14 protein-coding genes are annotated in these 16,243 nt (G+C 61.9%); 10 read left to right on the plus strand and 4 right to left on the minus strand.

Annotated elements, in window-relative coordinates:
- Window positions 1-411: a nucleoside diphosphate kinase regulator gene (rnk, locus tag B0E51_RS07875; protein ID WP_077444299.1), complete on the minus strand. Its 411-nt coding sequence runs from the start codon at window positions 409-411 to the stop codon at window positions 1-3.
- Window positions 412-597: 186 nt separating this feature from the next.
- Between rnk and B0E51_RS07880 the strand changes: the two genes are divergently transcribed.
- From B0E51_RS07880 to B0E51_RS07900, 5 genes are all read left to right on the plus strand, one after another.
- A complete protein-coding gene (locus B0E51_RS07880) occupies window positions 598-2,073 on the plus strand; it encodes an MFS transporter (RefSeq protein ID WP_077444300.1) in 1,476 nt (491 codons plus the stop codon).
- Window positions 2,074-2,154: 81 nt separating this feature from the next.
- The gene (locus B0E51_RS07885; RefSeq protein ID WP_077444301.1) at window positions 2,155-3,351 is read left to right on the plus strand and encodes a cation:proton antiporter; all 1,197 of its coding nucleotides are present in this window, start codon (window positions 2,155-2,157) and stop codon (window positions 3,349-3,351) included.
- Window positions 3,352-3,364: 13 nt separating this feature from the next.
- Window positions 3,365-4,333 (plus strand): PD40 domain-containing protein, encoded by a 969-nt coding sequence (locus B0E51_RS07890; RefSeq protein ID WP_168172597.1) that lies wholly within the window; start codon window positions 3,365-3,367, stop codon window positions 4,331-4,333.
- 165 nt (window positions 4,334-4,498) lie between these two features.
- Complete coding sequence (locus tag B0E51_RS07895) at window positions 4,499-5,785, plus strand: divalent metal cation transporter (protein ID WP_077444383.1); 1,287 nt, start codon at window positions 4,499-4,501, stop codon at window positions 5,783-5,785.
- Between the two features lie 103 nt (window positions 5,786-5,888).
- Window positions 5,889-6,275, plus strand: coding sequence for a response regulator (locus tag B0E51_RS07900; protein ID WP_077444303.1), 387 nt, complete (start codon window positions 5,889-5,891; stop codon window positions 6,273-6,275).
- A gap of 127 nt (window positions 6,276-6,402) precedes the next feature.
- On the opposite strand, the gene B0E51_RS07905 is transcribed toward B0E51_RS07900, so the two are convergent.
- The gene (locus B0E51_RS07905) at window positions 6,403-8,055 is read right to left on the minus strand and encodes a S53 family serine peptidase (protein WP_168172598.1); all 1,653 of its coding nucleotides are present in this window, start codon (window positions 8,053-8,055) and stop codon (window positions 6,403-6,405) included.
- A gap of 607 nt (window positions 8,056-8,662) precedes the next feature.
- On the opposite strand from B0E51_RS07905, the gene B0E51_RS07910 reads away from it, so the two are divergent.
- The 5 genes from B0E51_RS07910 (at window position 8,663) to B0E51_RS07930 (ending at window position 13,321) form a co-directional block, all read left to right on the plus strand.
- Window positions 8,663-9,184 (plus strand): MarR family transcriptional regulator, encoded by a 522-nt coding sequence (locus B0E51_RS07910; protein WP_254424458.1) that lies wholly within the window; start codon window positions 8,663-8,665, stop codon window positions 9,182-9,184.
- A gap of 60 nt (window positions 9,185-9,244) precedes the next feature.
- Complete coding sequence (locus B0E51_RS07915; protein ID WP_077444306.1) at window positions 9,245-9,808, plus strand: isochorismatase family protein; 564 nt, start codon at window positions 9,245-9,247, stop codon at window positions 9,806-9,808.
- Window positions 9,805-10,140, plus strand: coding sequence for a hypothetical protein (locus B0E51_RS07920; protein ID WP_217333085.1), 336 nt, complete (start codon window positions 9,805-9,807; stop codon window positions 10,138-10,140). Before B0E51_RS07915 ends, B0E51_RS07920 begins: the two co-directional genes overlap by 4 nt.
- A gap of 5 nt (window positions 10,141-10,145) precedes the next feature.
- Window positions 10,146-11,429, plus strand: a complete 1,284-nt coding sequence (locus B0E51_RS07925) for an MFS transporter (RefSeq protein ID WP_077444308.1) — start codon at window positions 10,146-10,148, stop codon at window positions 11,427-11,429.
- Between the two features lie 401 nt (window positions 11,430-11,830).
- Window positions 11,831-13,321 (plus strand): S41 family peptidase, encoded by a 1,491-nt coding sequence (locus tag B0E51_RS07930; protein ID WP_168172599.1) that lies wholly within the window; start codon window positions 11,831-11,833, stop codon window positions 13,319-13,321.
- A gap of 43 nt (window positions 13,322-13,364) precedes the next feature.
- On the opposite strand, the gene B0E51_RS07935 is transcribed toward B0E51_RS07930, so the two are convergent.
- Window positions 13,365-15,134 (minus strand): aspartyl protease family protein, encoded by a 1,770-nt coding sequence (locus B0E51_RS07935; RefSeq protein WP_254424460.1) that lies wholly within the window; start codon window positions 15,132-15,134, stop codon window positions 13,365-13,367.
- A gap of 180 nt (window positions 15,135-15,314) precedes the next feature.
- The gene (locus B0E51_RS07940; protein ID WP_077444310.1) at window positions 15,315-16,205 is read right to left on the minus strand and encodes a LysR family transcriptional regulator; all 891 of its coding nucleotides are present in this window, start codon (window positions 16,203-16,205) and stop codon (window positions 15,315-15,317) included.
- Window positions 16,206-16,243: the final 38 nt, after the last annotated feature.

Consider the following 16,243-nt stretch of genomic DNA (forward strand, 5'->3'; position numbering starts at 1 on the left):
TCAACGGTGATGGTGCCCCGCCGCTTCCGGCTGATAGCTGATCTCCAGCACGCGCAGCCGACGGTGACGACCGTCCGGGGTCGGCCAGTCGATCTGCTGGCCGCGCGACAGGCCGAGCAAGGCACTCCCCACTGGCGCGAGGATCGATACGGTGCCGGGCACGCCAGCCGCCGCCGGATAAACCAACGTCAAAGTCAGCTTCTCGCCATTGCTTTCGTCCTCGAAGGTGACCGTCGAGTTCATTGTCACCGTATGGCCTGGCATCGCCGTCGGCTCGACCACCTCGGCGCGATCAAGCTCTGCGCGCAACGCGTCGAACTGCGCTGCCTCGATGGCAGGCAAGCGCTCCAGCAACGCCTCAATGCGCTCCAGGTCGATGCGGGAAACCGTGATCGATGGCTTGCTGCTCATGGCAATTGCTCCTGCACGCGGCTCCTGCCGCACAAAAAAACACGCGCCGGGACAAAACCGCCCCGGCGCGCATGGTCGTCATAACGCTGTCATGGCCTGCTGGGCATGACGGCAAATGAAACAAGCCTGACTCTGCAGATGCCGCATACGAAAAGCAAGCTGTCATAGCAAGTATCATCGGCGGCAATGCCTCCCCAAGCCGCCGCGAATCCCCACGCTGCCGCCCCTGCTGACAACACGCCAGCGACGGTTTCAACAGCCCTGTCCGAAGTTTCCACGCGCGAACGTTTCCGCGGCCTGCTGTGGCTGGTCGCCGCCGCCTTCTTCATGCAGGCGCTGGATTCCACTGTGGTCAACACCGCCGTGCCGGCGATGGCCGAAGCTTTGCACGTCACGCCACTGGGCATGCGCACCGCGCTGACCAGTTATGTGCTGACCCTCGCGATTCTCATCCCGGCAAGTCCCTGGCTGTGCGACCGTCTCGGCACGCGCCGGGTGTTCGGTATCGCCATCGTGGTGTTCGGCGCCGGCTCGCTGCTGTGTGGCATCGCGCAGACGCTGCCCGAGCTGGTCGCCGCGCGCGTGTTGCAAGGCATCGGCGGCGCCTCGCTGATGCCGGTAGGCCGCTACGTGCTGGTGCGCAGCATCGCCAAGCGCGAGTTCGTGCGCGCGATGAGCACGGTGGCCACGTTCGGCCTGCTCGGTTCGGTGCTCGGGCCCTTGCTCGGCGGTGCGCTGGTCGAGTTCACCTCATGGCGGCTGATCTTCCTGATCAACGTGCCGGTAGCGATTGCCGGCGTGTGGATGAACCGGCGCGACATGCCTGACTATCGTATGGAACATGCGAACCGTTTCGACATGTTCGGCTTCCTTCTGTTTGCCTCTGCTTCGGCGTTGTTGCTCACGGCATCCGAACTGGCCGGCAGCAAACCGGTACCGTGGGATAGGCTCGGACTGTACGGCGCGCTCGCACTGCTGCTGGGCAGCGTCTATGTATGGCACAGCCGGCGTACAGCGCATCCAGTGGCGGATCTCAGCCTGCTGCGCGTGCGCAGCGTGTGGGTGGCGCTGGCTGGTGGCCTGTTCACCCGGCTTGGCATCTCCGGCATGTTCCTGTTGCTGGTGTTGTTCCTGCAGGTGGGTTGCGGCTGGTCGCCGATGATGGCCGGCCTGATGATGGTGCCGCAGGCGCTCGGCTCGATCAGCGCCAAATGGGTGATCAACCGGGCCCTGATCCACTTCGGCTACCGCCGCCTGCTGCTCGGCAATACGCTGATGGTGGCGGTGCTGCTGGCCACATTCGCCCTGCTCGGCCCGACCTCGCCAGTGTGGTTGATCGCCGTGTTGACCTTCCTCTATGGCAGTTTCTCGGGGCTGCAATACACCGCGATGAACACGCTGATCTACAATGACCTGGACATCAAGCATGCCTCGATGGCTTCGTCGATGGCCTCGACTGCGCAATACCTGGCGATGAGTTTCGGCATCGCGCTGTCCACCCTGCTGATGGAAGCGTTGCTGCAAGGCCATGCCCACGAAGACTACGTCGTCGCATTCCGCTGGACCGTGCTGTTGCTGGCGGCAATCACCGCCATAGCCAGCCGGGTGTTCAGTCGGTTGCGGCATGATCGCCCGCTGCCTGCCACCGCCACGACCGAATAGCCGGGTATGTTGAATGTGCTGTCACGACCGATCAGCCCGCATGTAGCATGCAGGCTTCTGCCGACAGCCTGAGCGCGCCGCATGCACCACGCCAGCGACATCCTGTTCACCCTGTTCATCGTGTTCGTCGCTGCACAGATCGGCGGCGAGATCGCGCAACGGCTCAAGCTGCCTGGCGTGGTCGGCGAAATCGCTGCCGGTTGCGTGATCGGCCCGTCGCTGCTCGGCTGGATCTCACCGGAACAGACCGCCATCGGCACGCCGCTGGATGTACTGGCCGAAATCGGCGTGGTGCTGCTGCTGTTCTCTGTCGGCCTGGAAACCCGACTGGAGGACCTGAAGAAAGTCGGCAAGGTGGCCTTCCTGGTCGGCGTGCTTGGCGTGCTGGTGCCGTTCGGCATGGGCAGCGTGTGGGCGCATGGCAGCGGCTTCGACTGGGACAAGTCGCTGTTCGTGGCCGCCGCCTTCGTCGCCACCTCGGCCGGCATCACCGCGCGCGTGTTGCAGGAATTGAACGCGCTGCAACGCGTCGAGAGCAAGGTGATCCTCGGCGCCGCGGTGATCGATGACATCCTGGCGATGCTGCTGCTCGGCGTGGTGGTGTCGATGCAGGGTGGTGGCGGCTTCAACCTTTCACATCTGCTGATGGTGCTGGCTGGTGCGATCGGCTTCATCGCCGTGGTCGGTCTGGGCGGTGCGCAGGTGATGCGCTGGAACTCCAGCTGGCTGGAAAAACCGCTGGCCCCGCATTCGCCGTTGATGATCGTGCTGGCGCTGTGCCTCGGGCTGGCCTATCTGTCCACCCTGTTCGGACTGGCCGCGATCATCGGCGCCTTCCTGGCCGGCATGATCGCCTCGGAAACACGCCAGCAACACACGCTGGAACAGCAGACCATGCCGCTGCTCGCATTGCTCACGCCGTTCTTCTTCGTGGTCACCGGCAGCAAGATCGACCTGCACGAACTGGCCAACACCGATGCCCTGTTGATGCTCGCCGCGGTCACCGCGATCGCGATCGTTTCCAAGCTGGCCGGCGGCTGGCTCGGTTCGCTCTCGCTGGGCAAGCGCAGCGCCACCATCATCGGTTTCGGCATGGTGCCGCGCGGCGAAGTCGGCGTGGTGATCGCCAGCCTCGGCCTCGCCGCCGGCGTCTTCAACAACCGTATCTACGCGATCATCGTCGCCATGTCGCTGCTCACCGCGATGGTGACACCGCCGGTGCTGGCGTGGCTGCTGCGGCGAAGCCCGACCGATGATGCGATGCCAACAGACGAGTGACGAGGGCAGCGAAATGAAAGGTTGGCACGCGGCCATCGTCCCCGCCTTGCTCGCCGTGGCGATATCGACGTACTGGGTGTTGCACAGGGCTTCGTCCATGGTGGATGACACCCTCATCGCAAAAACCGGGGTTCGTTTTCTCACCCATGAACCCGACGCAGCGGATTATTGGCCATGCTTTTCGCCTGACGGGAAATCGGTACTGTTCAGTCGCCAGGCGTTGGGCGCAGGGGCATGGCATCTGTTTATCGTGTCGGCATCAGGCGGTGATGCGCATCGCTTCAACGATGGCCCGATGCCTGTTTCGGCGACACGCGCGAACTGGTCGGCGAAAACCGGCGAGATCGCATTCAGCGGCATCTCGCCGGATGGAACGAGTGCCGTGTGGCTGATCCGCGGAGACGCAACCCAGCCAAGGCCATTGGTCGTGCAAGGCGTTTCGAAGGACACCGTCTATCCATACTGGTATCCCGATGGGCATGCCTTGGCGGTCATGGATGGAGATAACGAGGTCATCAAGCGCATTGACCTGACGCAGATGACGGCGACAACCATCACGCGGCATGACCAGGTGCTCGCCGGGATGCCCAGTGTCTCGCCCGACGGGAAGTGGATCGCCTTCGCCGGCCAGAAGAACATCGGCAAACCTTACGACCAGACCAGAAACTCGATCTGGCTTGTGTCCGACAGGGTCGAAGCAAGCCCACTTGAAAGCGCTCCCCTGCAAGGTCGCGCACCGTCATGGTCTCCTGACGGAAAGCGCCTCGCATTCGAATCCAATCGCGACAGCCCGAATTCCCGTTTCTATGCCATCTTCATCGTCAATCGAGATGGCACCGGATTGCGACGCATCACGCCCTATTGGATCAATGCCAATCATCCGGTCTGGTCACCCGATGGAAAACAACTGGCCTTTTCAGCCCGCCAGCAGAAAGGCAATGGACGGTTCGGACCCTCGATCGCCATCATCCCGGTGCATTGAAACCACACAAACCGCGATCGCCCGGCGGCCACATCAGACCACGCCTGCCTGTTTCACGGTATTCACGCCATCACCGCATCGGCAGGCGGATGCTGCCGCCATGGGGAAACTCATCGTCCAGTGCGCCACGTCCGGCAACGCACGTCACGCACCGGGAGCGCCATCATGGTCAGCCGCAAGAACACCGAAGATGGCGGGCTTGAAACACCGCCATGGGCGAATCTGGGTGCCGGGCTGATCACCGGCGCAGCCGACGACGATCCCAGCGGTATCGCCACCTACTCGCAGGTAGGCGCAGCATTTGGCTACGGCATGCTGTGGTGCATCCTGCTGACCATGCCCTTGATGATCGCGATCCAGGGCATCAGCGCCGGCATCGGGCGGGTCACCGGTCGTGGCCTGATGGAAGGTATCCGCGCGCATTACCCCAGAACGCTGGTATACGGACTGGTGGTATCCATCATCGTGGCAAACGTGATCAATCTGGCGGCGGACATCGGCGCCATGGGAGCTGCGCTGAAGCTGCTGATCGGTGGTCCGGCTCTGGTCTACGCAGCGGTCTTTGCCGTGCTGTCGCTGGTGCTGCAGATCTTCATTCCGTTCACGCGGTATTCGCCGATCCTCAAACTGCTCACTCTCAGCCTGTTCGCCTATGTCGCAACCATCATGGTGGTCGATGTGCCATGGCCAGCCGTGCTCAAGAGCCTCGTGGTGCCGCCGATCAGCTGGAATGCCAAATATGCCGTCGGCCTGGTTGCCCTGCTCGGCACCACCATCAGCCCTTACCTGTTCTGCTGGCAGGCAGCGCAGGAAGTAGAGGAGATTGGATCGAACAAGCGGCGCAGGTCGCTGCGGAGGGCACCTCATCAAGCGCCGAGCGCCCTGCGCCGCATCGGCATCGACACCACGATCGGGATGATCTTCTCCAACCTGATCGCCTTCTTCATCATCCTCACCGCCGCCGTGGTGCTGCATGCCCACGGCAAGACCGACATCCAGTCATCGTCGCAGGCCGCCGAAGCATTGCGACCATTAGCCGGCAAGCTGGCCTTCGCGCTGTTCGCCGCCGGCATCATCGGCACCGGCCTGCTGGCGTTGCCGGTACTGGCCGGCGCTACCGCCTATGCCGCATCCGGCGCGTTTGGCCAGCGCAGCGGACTGGAAAACAAACCGCACGAAGCCAGGTTCTTCTACGGCGTGCTGATCGTCGCCAGCCTCGCCGGCATCGCGTTGAACCTGACCCCGCTCGACCCGATCAAGGCGCTGTACTGGAGCGCAGTGATCAACGGCGTGGCGGCGGTACCGCTGATGATCGTGATGATGCTGATGGGGTCCAGCCGCAAGGTGATGGGCAAGTTCACCATGCCGTGGCCGCTGAAGCTGTTCGGCTGGATGGCCACGGCTGCGATGGCAGCAGCAGCCGTGGTGATGTTCGTTACCTGGGGAGACTGAAAGACCAGCACAGGTTCACGTCCTTTTGGCGGCGAACTGGGAATATGCTGGGCTACGCCGGAATGGGCTTGAGGGCTATGCGTGGACAACTTGAGGGCTATGCGTGGACAAGAAGAAAACCGTACTCATCGTCGATGACGATGCCCTGGTGCTGGAATCGATCGATTTGCATCTATCCGCGACCGGCGACTTTCGGACCATTCGCGCCCAGGGATCAACGGGTGCCACCAGTCATTTGCTGAATGCCCAGAGGATCGACGTCATCGTTGCCGATGTCGTTCTTGCCGGCAGCATGACCGGCATCGACATCAGCCAGAAAGCCATCGAGCAGTACCCTGCCATCGCCGTGGTCGTGATCACCGCCGACCCGGAAGTGCATTGCGCCGACATTCCGCAACGAGGCGTCTTCCTGCGCAAGCCGTTTGGCGGGGAACAATTGCTGGAGGCGATTGGGGAAGCGTCGAGGCGTGCTGGTGAATGCTCGGCGTAGAAGTCAGACGCGCACAAACGCATGCACCGGCGTTGTCATTCCAGACGCTTGCACGAAAAAAGGCCCGGGTTGAATCCCCGGGCCTTCAAGCGTTTCAAATATCTGTCGCTGGATGTGTCTTCGGCGGTTATTGAGCCAGTGTCGTGATCAAGGCTGCCTTCGGACTACCCCAGCCCGTCACCAGGTCATAGCCGGTCACAGCCGAATAGCTGCCGGATTTGCCGCTGGTTATGTCGTGGAAGTCCGTGGCATAGGTGCTGGTCACATTCTGCGGATAGATGGTCGCGTTGAAATTGCCGACCCGTGCCCCGCCGTTGGCAACCAGCTGCTGGTTGACCAAGGCGATGAACGCCGCCCACATCGGCGCCGCAAAGCTGGTGCCGCCGTATTCGTTGGCCTGACAGGCTTGCTGGTCCCCGCAGGTGTAGAAGGTGAAGTTGGCGTTCGCCGAGACATCCGGACCATTGCGATAAGTCGTCGATCCCTTGTTGGTCGAGGTGATCACGCCCGAGAGCTTCTGCCAGGAGGGAATGGCGATCTTGTCGGGCGAGATGCCGCCGCCGCTATCAACCCAGGCCGTCTCCGACTTCCAGGGGCCTGCCGCACTGCTGGTCGTCAGATCGGTGCCACCGACGGAGATGACATAGGCGTCGTCGGCGGGCCATGCTGCAGCATTCCCGGTTTTCGTCCAGGTCGAATCGTCGCCGGATGCTGCGAAGAAAGTCTGGCCCTGGGCGGCCATCTTCTCGAAGTACGGATCGAGCGTGGTCGGGTCAGCCGGCGTCCAGCCCCATGAGCAGCCGATCGTGGTGGGCAACGGGCTGTGCGTCGTCATGGCGCTGATGATGGCGGTATCGGTGGAGCCGACGTACATCACCAGGCTGCTCAGACCGGGAGCCATGCCCAAGGCCTGCGTCATGTCGAGATTCTGCTCGCCATCGTCGCAATCACCGCCCGCCCTCGTATAGACGCAGGAGGTGCTGGTTCCGTCGGTCGAGAGGAGCGTGACGGGAACATTGTTGGTCTGCTTGACGTTCTTGTAATACGTCGTCAGGTCAGTCAGGTCGGTGCCGTAATATTCGAACAGTCCGAGGTTCTGACCTGCACCGTTCAACGCCGTGCCACCGTAATACGCAGCGCGCATGTCGCTGCCCAGGAACGAGGCAGAGGGGCCTGAGCCGGTCGTCGCATGCGTGACCACCGCATCGGGACTGATGCCATGGGCCTTGGCGTAATCGCCCTTCTTGACGTACAGCGGATGCGGGATCGAGTAGTTGTCCAGACCGGAAACATGCCAGAGCGGTATCGCCAGCGAAGTTGTGGGCTCGCGGTCCGGGCTGAAAAAGACGCGATTCTCCGTCGGGTGCCGATAGGTAAGCATGCGGACATTGAAGGCAGTTTCGACGGCCGAGACCGGCCCTCTTACCTGCACATCCATGCCATCGCGGCTTCCACCGGTCACCGTCAGCCCGTTCTTGCGCAGATACTGGACGACCGCGTCATAGTCCTGCTGGGTCGGGCCGAATCTGGCCGTGAACTGCGCCGGCGTGAGGTATTGGCGGAAAGACGGACTGGCCGGGTTGGCCACGCTGGCCACGAACGCATCCAGGCCTGCCTGGTCGCGCACCGGCAATACGACATTGAGACTCATCACCTGATGCAAGGGAAGAGTGCCGATCTGCGATGCGGCATGTTCGCTCACCACATTGCGTACGTGATGGGTCATCACTTCGGCGGCCTGCACCGCCGTGGTTGTACCGAAGGCCAGGGCAACGGCCACCGAAAGCCCGCATGTGCTGCGAGCCAGGCTGGAAAGGCCATTTCCCCGAGCGGTTCCACGCGAATCTGTTCTATTCATTGGAAATTACTCCCCGTATTACCAGTGAAAGATTGAGGGGGAACTGACCGCATGCTCCCCATAGCATGCTCCCCCGGTGCCGAATGGCCGCCGAAGGGTATGACGACATTTGTTATCTTCGGGTGACGGAATTTTGATTTATATAATCGCAGCCGCACCCAGCAGAGAAAATAGACAAGGCCAAGCAAAAATCTTGCGTCTCATGCGAATGATTTTGCATATCGCAAAATCAGTACACCGGTAAATCCCAAGTCCAGTGGTAATAATCCATGGCATTACCTGATTCGCCGCAAGATCTGCATGAAACTGTTTGCAACAGAGAACGGATATCTGGTCACTCGCAAAAAGATGCGATTTTCAGGCAGTCGTCAACACTGAGAGCCACGACCATTTTTTCCCGGCGATAAAACCCGAACCAGTCGGGACATTTTGCGCAAGGACTGCACTTGCCCGCCCCGGACCGGCACACCTCAGATGGATCCATCCTGGTTATAGCCCCATCGTTGCCCAATCAGGTTGACCTCAGGTCATGATGCGCGCATCATGTATATACGAAGTTAACCTTCTCAGTTTTCCTTCATACTTGTTGGGCGTGAGCATGGGCAAGCCAAAGAACGATCCCACAGCTGCGGGCACGCTGGCTGTAGCCGGCGAGCTTCGCGTGGTGCTCGGCAAACTGAAACGACGCCTGCGTGAAGAGCTGCATATGGGCGATCTGACCTGGTCGCAGGTATCGGTGCTCGGTCATCTGGAACGCGGTGGTCCCGCTACCGTGACGACTCTTGCGCGAGCCGAAGGCATGCGTCCGCAATCCATGGGTGCCACGGTTGCCGTGCTGGAAAAGGCCGGTCTCGTCAGCGGCGCGCCAGACCCGAACGACGGCCGACAGACCGTCATCTCTCTCACGGCGGCCTGCCGGGACTTGGTCAAGGCAAGCCGCGCGGCGCGTGAGGATTGGCTGTTCCGCAGCATTCGGGCAAATCTGACGGCGGCAGAGCAAAAGCAGCTCACCACCGCAGTCGAACTACTCAAGCGCATCGCCGACTCCTGACCCACCCAATCCCGCATTTCGGCTCGCCGCATTCCCCATCAATCCCCGAAGGAGCATCTCATGGCGCTTACCACGCTTGACCCGAGCACCGCCCTGATTGTCATCGATCTGCAGAAAGGCATCGTCGCCTATCCCACCGCGCATCCTGCTGCCGAGATCGTGAAGCAAGCCAGCGCGCTGGCTGATGCCTTCCGTCGTCACGGCCTGCCGATCGTCTTGGTCAACGTCACCGGTGGAGCACCAGGTCGCACGGAACAGGCGCGCAATCTGGGCGAACTTCCCGCCGATTGGGCTGAACTCGTTCCCGAACTCAACCAGCAACCCACGGACCACATGGTGACGAAGCGCACCTGGGGTGCGTTCACCCACACCGACCTCGACGAGCACCTGAAGAAGCTTGGCGTCACCCAGGTCGTGATCGTCGGCGTCGCCACCAGCATCGGTGTCGAATCGACTGCGCGTCATGCCTATGAGAACGGCTACAACATCACTCTCGCCGTCGACGCCATGACCGACATGAATGCTGATGCCCACCAGAACAGCGTCACGCGGATCTTCCCGCGGCTGGGCGAAACCGGCACGACGCAGGAAATCATCGAGCTGCTCGAGAGCAGGAGCGCATGAACATGGGATGGCAGCATTATGTTGCCTGGTTCTTTGGTGGCGTTTTCCTCACCAACGCAGTTCCGCATTTTGTCAGCGGCGTGATGGGCAGGCCGTTCCAAAGCCCGTTTGCCACGCCGCATGGCGTTGGACTTTCTTCTTCGACCGTAAATGTGCTGTGGGGATGCTTCAATCTGGCTGTCGGCTACGTCCTGCTATGCCGGGTCGGAAACTTCGATCTGCGCTCCACTGCTGACGTGGTTGCTGCAGGACTGGGTGTCCTGCTCATGGGCGTGGTTACAGCACGCATGTTCGGACGGCTGCACGGCGGCAATAGTCCCGGGAAGCCGTGAGTGACATGAAAGGCACTTTCCGCTCGTTGCGCAATTACAACTACCGTGTATGGGCCAGCGGCGCGATCGTGTCGAATATCGGCACGTGGATGCAGCGTACGGCGCAGGACTGGATCGTCCTCACCCAGCTCACTCGCCACAACGCCGCCGCCGTCGGTGTGGTGATGGCGCTGCAGTTCGGACCGCAGCTGCTGATGCTGCCACTGACCGGCTTTGCCGCCGATCATCTCGACCGCCGCAAACTGCTGATCGCCACGCAGGCGGCGATGGGTTTGCTGGCGCTCGGGCTGGGCCTGCTCACCGTCAGCGGCCTAGTGCAGTTGTGGCACGTATATGTGTTCGCCTTCCTGCTCGGCTGCGTCGCCGCATTCGATGCACCCGCGCGCCAGACCTTTGTCTCCGACCTGGTCGGCGAAACCGACCTGTCGAATGCGGTGGCGCTGAATTCCACCTCGTTCAACGTCGCGCGGATGATCGGCCCCGCCGTCGCCGGTGTGCTCATCGCCAGCGTGGGCACTGGCTGGGTGTTCCTGATCAACGCGGCCTCTTTCGTTGCCGTGCTCTGCTCGCTGGGTCTCCTGCGCATCGGCGAACTGCATCTCGGCAGTCGCCCCGAACGCACCCGCGGCAGCCTCGTCGAAGGCTTCCGCTATGTCTGGCATCGCCCTGACCTGAAAGCGATCCTGCTGATGCTGTTCCTGATCGGCACGTTCGGACTCAACTTTCCGATCTTCATCTCCACCATGTCGGTCACCGTGTTCCACGCCGGCGCGACCGAATATGGATTGCTGACCTCGGTCATGGCGATCGGCTCGGTCGCCGGTGCACTGCTCGCAGCTCAGCGTGGCAAACCGCACATCGCGCTGTTGCTCGTTGCCGTGGCCATCTTCGGCTTCGGCTTCGCGCTGGCCGCAGTCATGCCCAACGTCCGCCTGTTCGGCGTCGCCCTCGTCATCATCGGCGTGTCCGCGCAGACCCTAACCACCTCGACGATCAGCCTGGTGCAGCTATCCACCGAGCCGGCGATGCGCGGGCGCGTGATGGCGATACTGCTTGCCATCGCCCTGGGCGGCACGCCTATCGGTGCGCCATTGGTCGGGTGGGTGGCGGATACGCTCGGGCCGCGCTGGGCGCTTTGGGTTGGTGCTGCTTCGGGGTTTGGGGCAGCGGCGGTCGGGGTGAGGTATCTGGTGAGTTATCGGGGGTTGCGGGTAAGAGTCGAGGGCAGGCGAATGCGCTTCAGTGTTGATGGCGGCAACGGGGATGTCGGGCTCAAGGTTCCCTTGTAGTTTGAAAGAATGGTGTCCGGGGAAATTTGAGGGGCGCGGTGGCCGTCCGATGGGTCGTACTGCAGCGAAACGATCTGTTCTGACTTCGACCCACGACCGTAACCGATCAGCCTCAGCAGCTTCCAGGAATTGTCTATGACACGAATGGCAGTTACTTAAGCGCGAAACCTCACTTTTCGTCATTCCCGCGCAAGCGGGAATCCAGTGACTTCAGCCTTTTCAGGTCACGCAAGACACTGGATCCCCGCTTGACCAGCTTTGCTGTTGAGAAGCTCCTCGCGGGGATGACGGCGCTTAGTGCCATTCGCCCCCGACACCTTTTCCCCGGCATGATCGCACCTTCATACTTCATCGCGTGATCAGTGGCATCGCGCTCGATGCCACGCAGCCAGGGAAACGTCATGCAGGGAAAGATTCGGATCATCGCGGCGCTGTGTGCGCTGACCGTATTGAGCAGTGCACACGCGGCCAAGGCCGATGACGGCACCCAGCTGCGCGCGCAGGTGACTCACAGCTATCCCTCGCTGCGCTACGCGGAACGCTACCGCCACGACTTTCCTGACGAGGTCCAGGGCTACGCGTTCTGGTCGACCGACCACACCACGCCTTCCCTACCCGATGCCAATGCACTCACCCGCGCGCTGGCTGCGCTGCAGGACCAGCATGTTGCGCTGGTCGGCACCAAGGCGGGTAAATCCGAAACCCTGGGCATGCTGTTCCGCACTGCCAGCGACGGCAGCGTGATCGTCTGGCGCGTATTCGATGCCGCCGCCCGAAACGCGCAAGTCGCCGAAGGTGATCAGGTACTGGCTATCGATGGTCAGGACGCCCATGCCTGGCTGCAGCACGCCGCGACGCTGACCTTCGGTGGCCAGCGTCGCGGCCGTTATGCGGAAGCGGCCACCGAGCTCGGACTCGCCACGCCGGTGGTCCATCGCGTTGCCGGACTCGGGGACGCAGTTGCGTTGCGCCTGCAAGGTACCGGGATTCAGGCAAAAACCGTCACGTTGCACTACAAGCCGGTGGATGCGGCACTGGCCAGGTCGATGACTGCCGCGATCAACCGCGCCGATCTGCCGCAGCGCTTCAAGGCCGCGGGTCTGCGCATCGGCACGCTGCGCGTGGGTGCATTCGCACCGCAATACGACGACGCCTTCGTGGCTGCTGCCGATGCAGCCAGCAGACAACCCGGCGCCAGCGACGATACCGCCATGCTCGCCGGCTACTGCGCCGTGGTTCGCAACGTCATCCGCGAAACCGACACCGCGGCCCGCGATGCGGATGTACTCGTACTGGATCTGCGCGGCAATCTCGGCGGCTTCGATCGCGAAGCGTGGTTGCTGGCCGAGGCGCTCGGCACCAAATCTTCGCTCGCCACACTCGACCTGTTCGCCGGTACCAGGGCTGGCACCGTGCAACTCGCGAAGGAACACACCGACCCGAGCTGTGGCCACGTCGCCGCCCATGCGCCACTGGTCGTGCTGACCGACGCCGGCACACGCTCGGCGGGAGAATTCATGGCGAGCTGGTTATGGGCCTCGGGCGCCACCGTGGTCGGCGAGCGCACCGTGGGTGCCGGCGGCGGTTTCGAGTTCAACAGCAAACCGGGCACTCCACTGCCCGGCTCCGGCTATGCCGTGCGACTCAGCGGCAATTTCTCCGTATTCGACCCTGCCGGCACGCTCACTGAAGGCGAGCACGCCGAGGGCGCGCTGATCGACATGCTGGCGCAGGATCACTTCGCACCCAGCCGCACACACCCCTTCGCCATCCAGTCCGCAGGCCTGCGCCCGGATCTTGCGCTCATGACCACACTCGCCGACCTGCACGATGGTGGCCAGGACAGTCTCGTTCAAATATTTTCACGACTGAAGGCGGAGCACAGGCTCTGATCGTCGATCAATGATGTCAGGGACACTGAGGAACGCTTGCGATCTATGGCCCCGCCGCAGTCAAGCCATACTTGGTGGCACGTGCCTCGATTTCCGGATCCAGCCCGCGTGCGGCGACCAGATCGGCGTTGCCCTCATCCGTCTGGCCACTGCGGATTTTCGCCAGGCCAAGACCATAACGCGACCACGCGTTATGCGGCATTTGCGCAACGGCCTGCTCGTAGGCCTTGATCGATTCGGGATCATGCCCCAGGCGCAACTGCACCAGGCCGAGACTGTCGAGGTAGGCCGGTTTTTCGCCATCGCGCTTGATCGCCTTGCGGCAATCCTTCAAGGCATCGTCGAGCATCTGATTGCTCAGACCACGCGCCCAGCAGCGCTCGTTGAGCACCGCGCCAAGCAACGCATCATCGTTATGCAGGCGAATCCAGTCGTCGAGCATGGGCAGCGCCGCTGCCGGTTGACCGAGTTGGACATACAGGCTGGCAATCAAGCGCACCTGCGCTGATCCTGCTGGTGCCAAGGCGCTTGCCGCCGTCACGTCGGCTGTCGCACCAGCGCGATCCTGGTGCACAAAGCGAAATTCGGCGCGCAGCAGCAAGGCATCGACGTTCTTAGGATCCAGGCTCAAGGACTTGTCCAGATCGGCGAGCGCCGCAACGGGCTGTTTGTCTGCCATGTGTGCGTGTGCACGGGCCACATAGTAAGCAGCTTGATCGGGTGCCAGGTGGATCGCCTCGTCCAGATCCGCTACGGCAGCCTTCGGTTCGCCGCGCGACAGGTGCGCTTCGCCGCGCAGAGCGTAATCGGGCGCGGTCTTGAGTGCTGCGCTGTTGTCGTCCGCAGCCGTGCCGGCACCGGACTTGTCGCTGTCGCTCGGGGCTTCGGCGAAGGTAAACACGCGGCCGCCGTTGTAGGTGAAATAGGCTTTCCTCTGACTGTTGGCGATGAACATGTGATGGGCGAGGAGAAAATCCACGCCGAGCAGCATGTCGGTTTCGCCGTCGCCGATTCGTCCGTCGAGAACCTGCATCTGACTGTGCTGGATCGTCTCCGAACCGACCGAGAACGAATCAATGTGCACAGTCCATGTCTTGACCCGCTTGGCGCCAATACCGATGCTGCTACTGCCAGCCTTGACATCTGGCGCATTCAAGTTGATTCCGACTCGCTCGGCGGCGTCACGACTCAGTACGGTGGCCGATGCCCCCGAATCGAGCACCGCCCGCACCTTCTTGCCATTTGTCGTCACACTGAAAAAAGTGCGCCGGTCGAACGTGTTGTCGGCTGGCTTGATATCAGCGAAGTCGTAGTTGCCATCCTTTACCCAATACGCCAGCGACGCCTTGTCGCAGTGGTCAGCTTTGAAAAGCGTCAACTTGCCGTGCGCCAGATCGATTTCCATATCGCCGAAATCGAGCAGGTTGGCGCCGAGCAATCCATCGCCGGTATCGGTACCACCAACAATGAAATCAACATTTTTGAACGTCGTACCGAGGATGCCGAATTCCTTGACATGCGCCTGCTCGACATTCGCAGTACCGCCAATACCAGTGATGCGATAGCCCAACGGCGCAGGCTCCAGCTTCAGCCCAAGCGATGAGGCGTTGGCTTTCGACATGGTGTTGAAGAAAGCCCCGGTATCGAGGATGAAGCGCGTATCGCTCCCGTTGATCTTCACCGTGGTCGTGGCTCGACTGCCAACCATTTCCACCGGCAACGTGCCGTAATCCTTCAGCTTGCAGCCATCAGCCCAAGCCTGGCTTGCGAGCAAAGCGCAGATGCCCAGGCAGGCCAGACGCAACATCCTCATTGACCATCTCCCCTTGCATGACCAGGCCGCAGAATGCAGGCCTGATAATCGAGTGCCTGTCTGTACGGGCGTTCCAAGCATCATGGCGAAAACTCCCAAGCCGCTCAAGGAGTGACTTGGCAGTGAAATGTGGATGGTTCGCAGGTAGACCGAAACATCCGACCCCGCGCGTAACCATGTCTATGCACGACTCGCCAACTCGCGCGTCAGCCAATCGATAAAGACGCGCACGCGCGGCGAGAGTTGCCGGCTGTGCGGATACAGCAGGGAAACGGGCGTTGGCGAGGGTGGGAATTCGGGGAGCACGTTGACCAGCGTGCCCGCGGCAAGAGCGGCAGCGACGTGATAGCGCGGTACCTGGATCAGACCAAGGCCCAGCCGGGCGGCGGCGACATAGGTTTCGGCGGACGCTACCGTGAGCGTCGCAGGCAGAACGACGTTGCGCAGTTCACCGTTGATCGCAAATTCGAGCGGCAGCGTCATCCCGGTGGCTGACGACAGGAAGCCGATCGCGTAATGGCTTTGCAGATCGTCGATGCTGACCGGCACACCATGACGAGCGAGATAGTCCGGGCTTGCGCAGGTCACTTCTTCAAGTACCGCGACACGCCGCCCGACCATCGCGCTGTCTTTCAGATCGCCCACACGCAGCACGCAATCCACACCCTCGCGCACCAGATCGACGAGCCGATCGCCCTCCCCCAGGTGAAGTTGCAGATCCGGGTATTTCGTCAGGAATGCGGGCAACCCCGGCAACACGAAATGGCGTGCCAGCGTGCCATGGACATCCACACGCAATAACCCACGCGGTTTGGCGTTGCTGAAAACGGCCTCGGCGTCTTCGACCTCGCCAAGAATGGCGACGCAGCGTTGGTAGAACACCTCGCCGTCCAGCGTGGATCGGACATGCCGGGTGGTCCGCTGCAATAACCGCACGCCCAGCCGTTTCTCCAGCTCCTTGATCGCCTGCGTGGCGGTCGAGCGAGGGAGTTCGAGATCCTGGGCAGCGAGGGTAAAACTCTGCCGCTCCACGATTCGCGTGAACAGCCGCATGACACCCAGTCGGTCCATCTCGCCATCCCATTGTGAGTCTCGAAAAACCTCGATGA

Source organism: Rhodanobacter sp. C05 (assembly GCF_002001165.1).
GTDB lineage: Bacteria > Pseudomonadota > Gammaproteobacteria > Xanthomonadales > Rhodanobacteraceae > Rhodanobacter.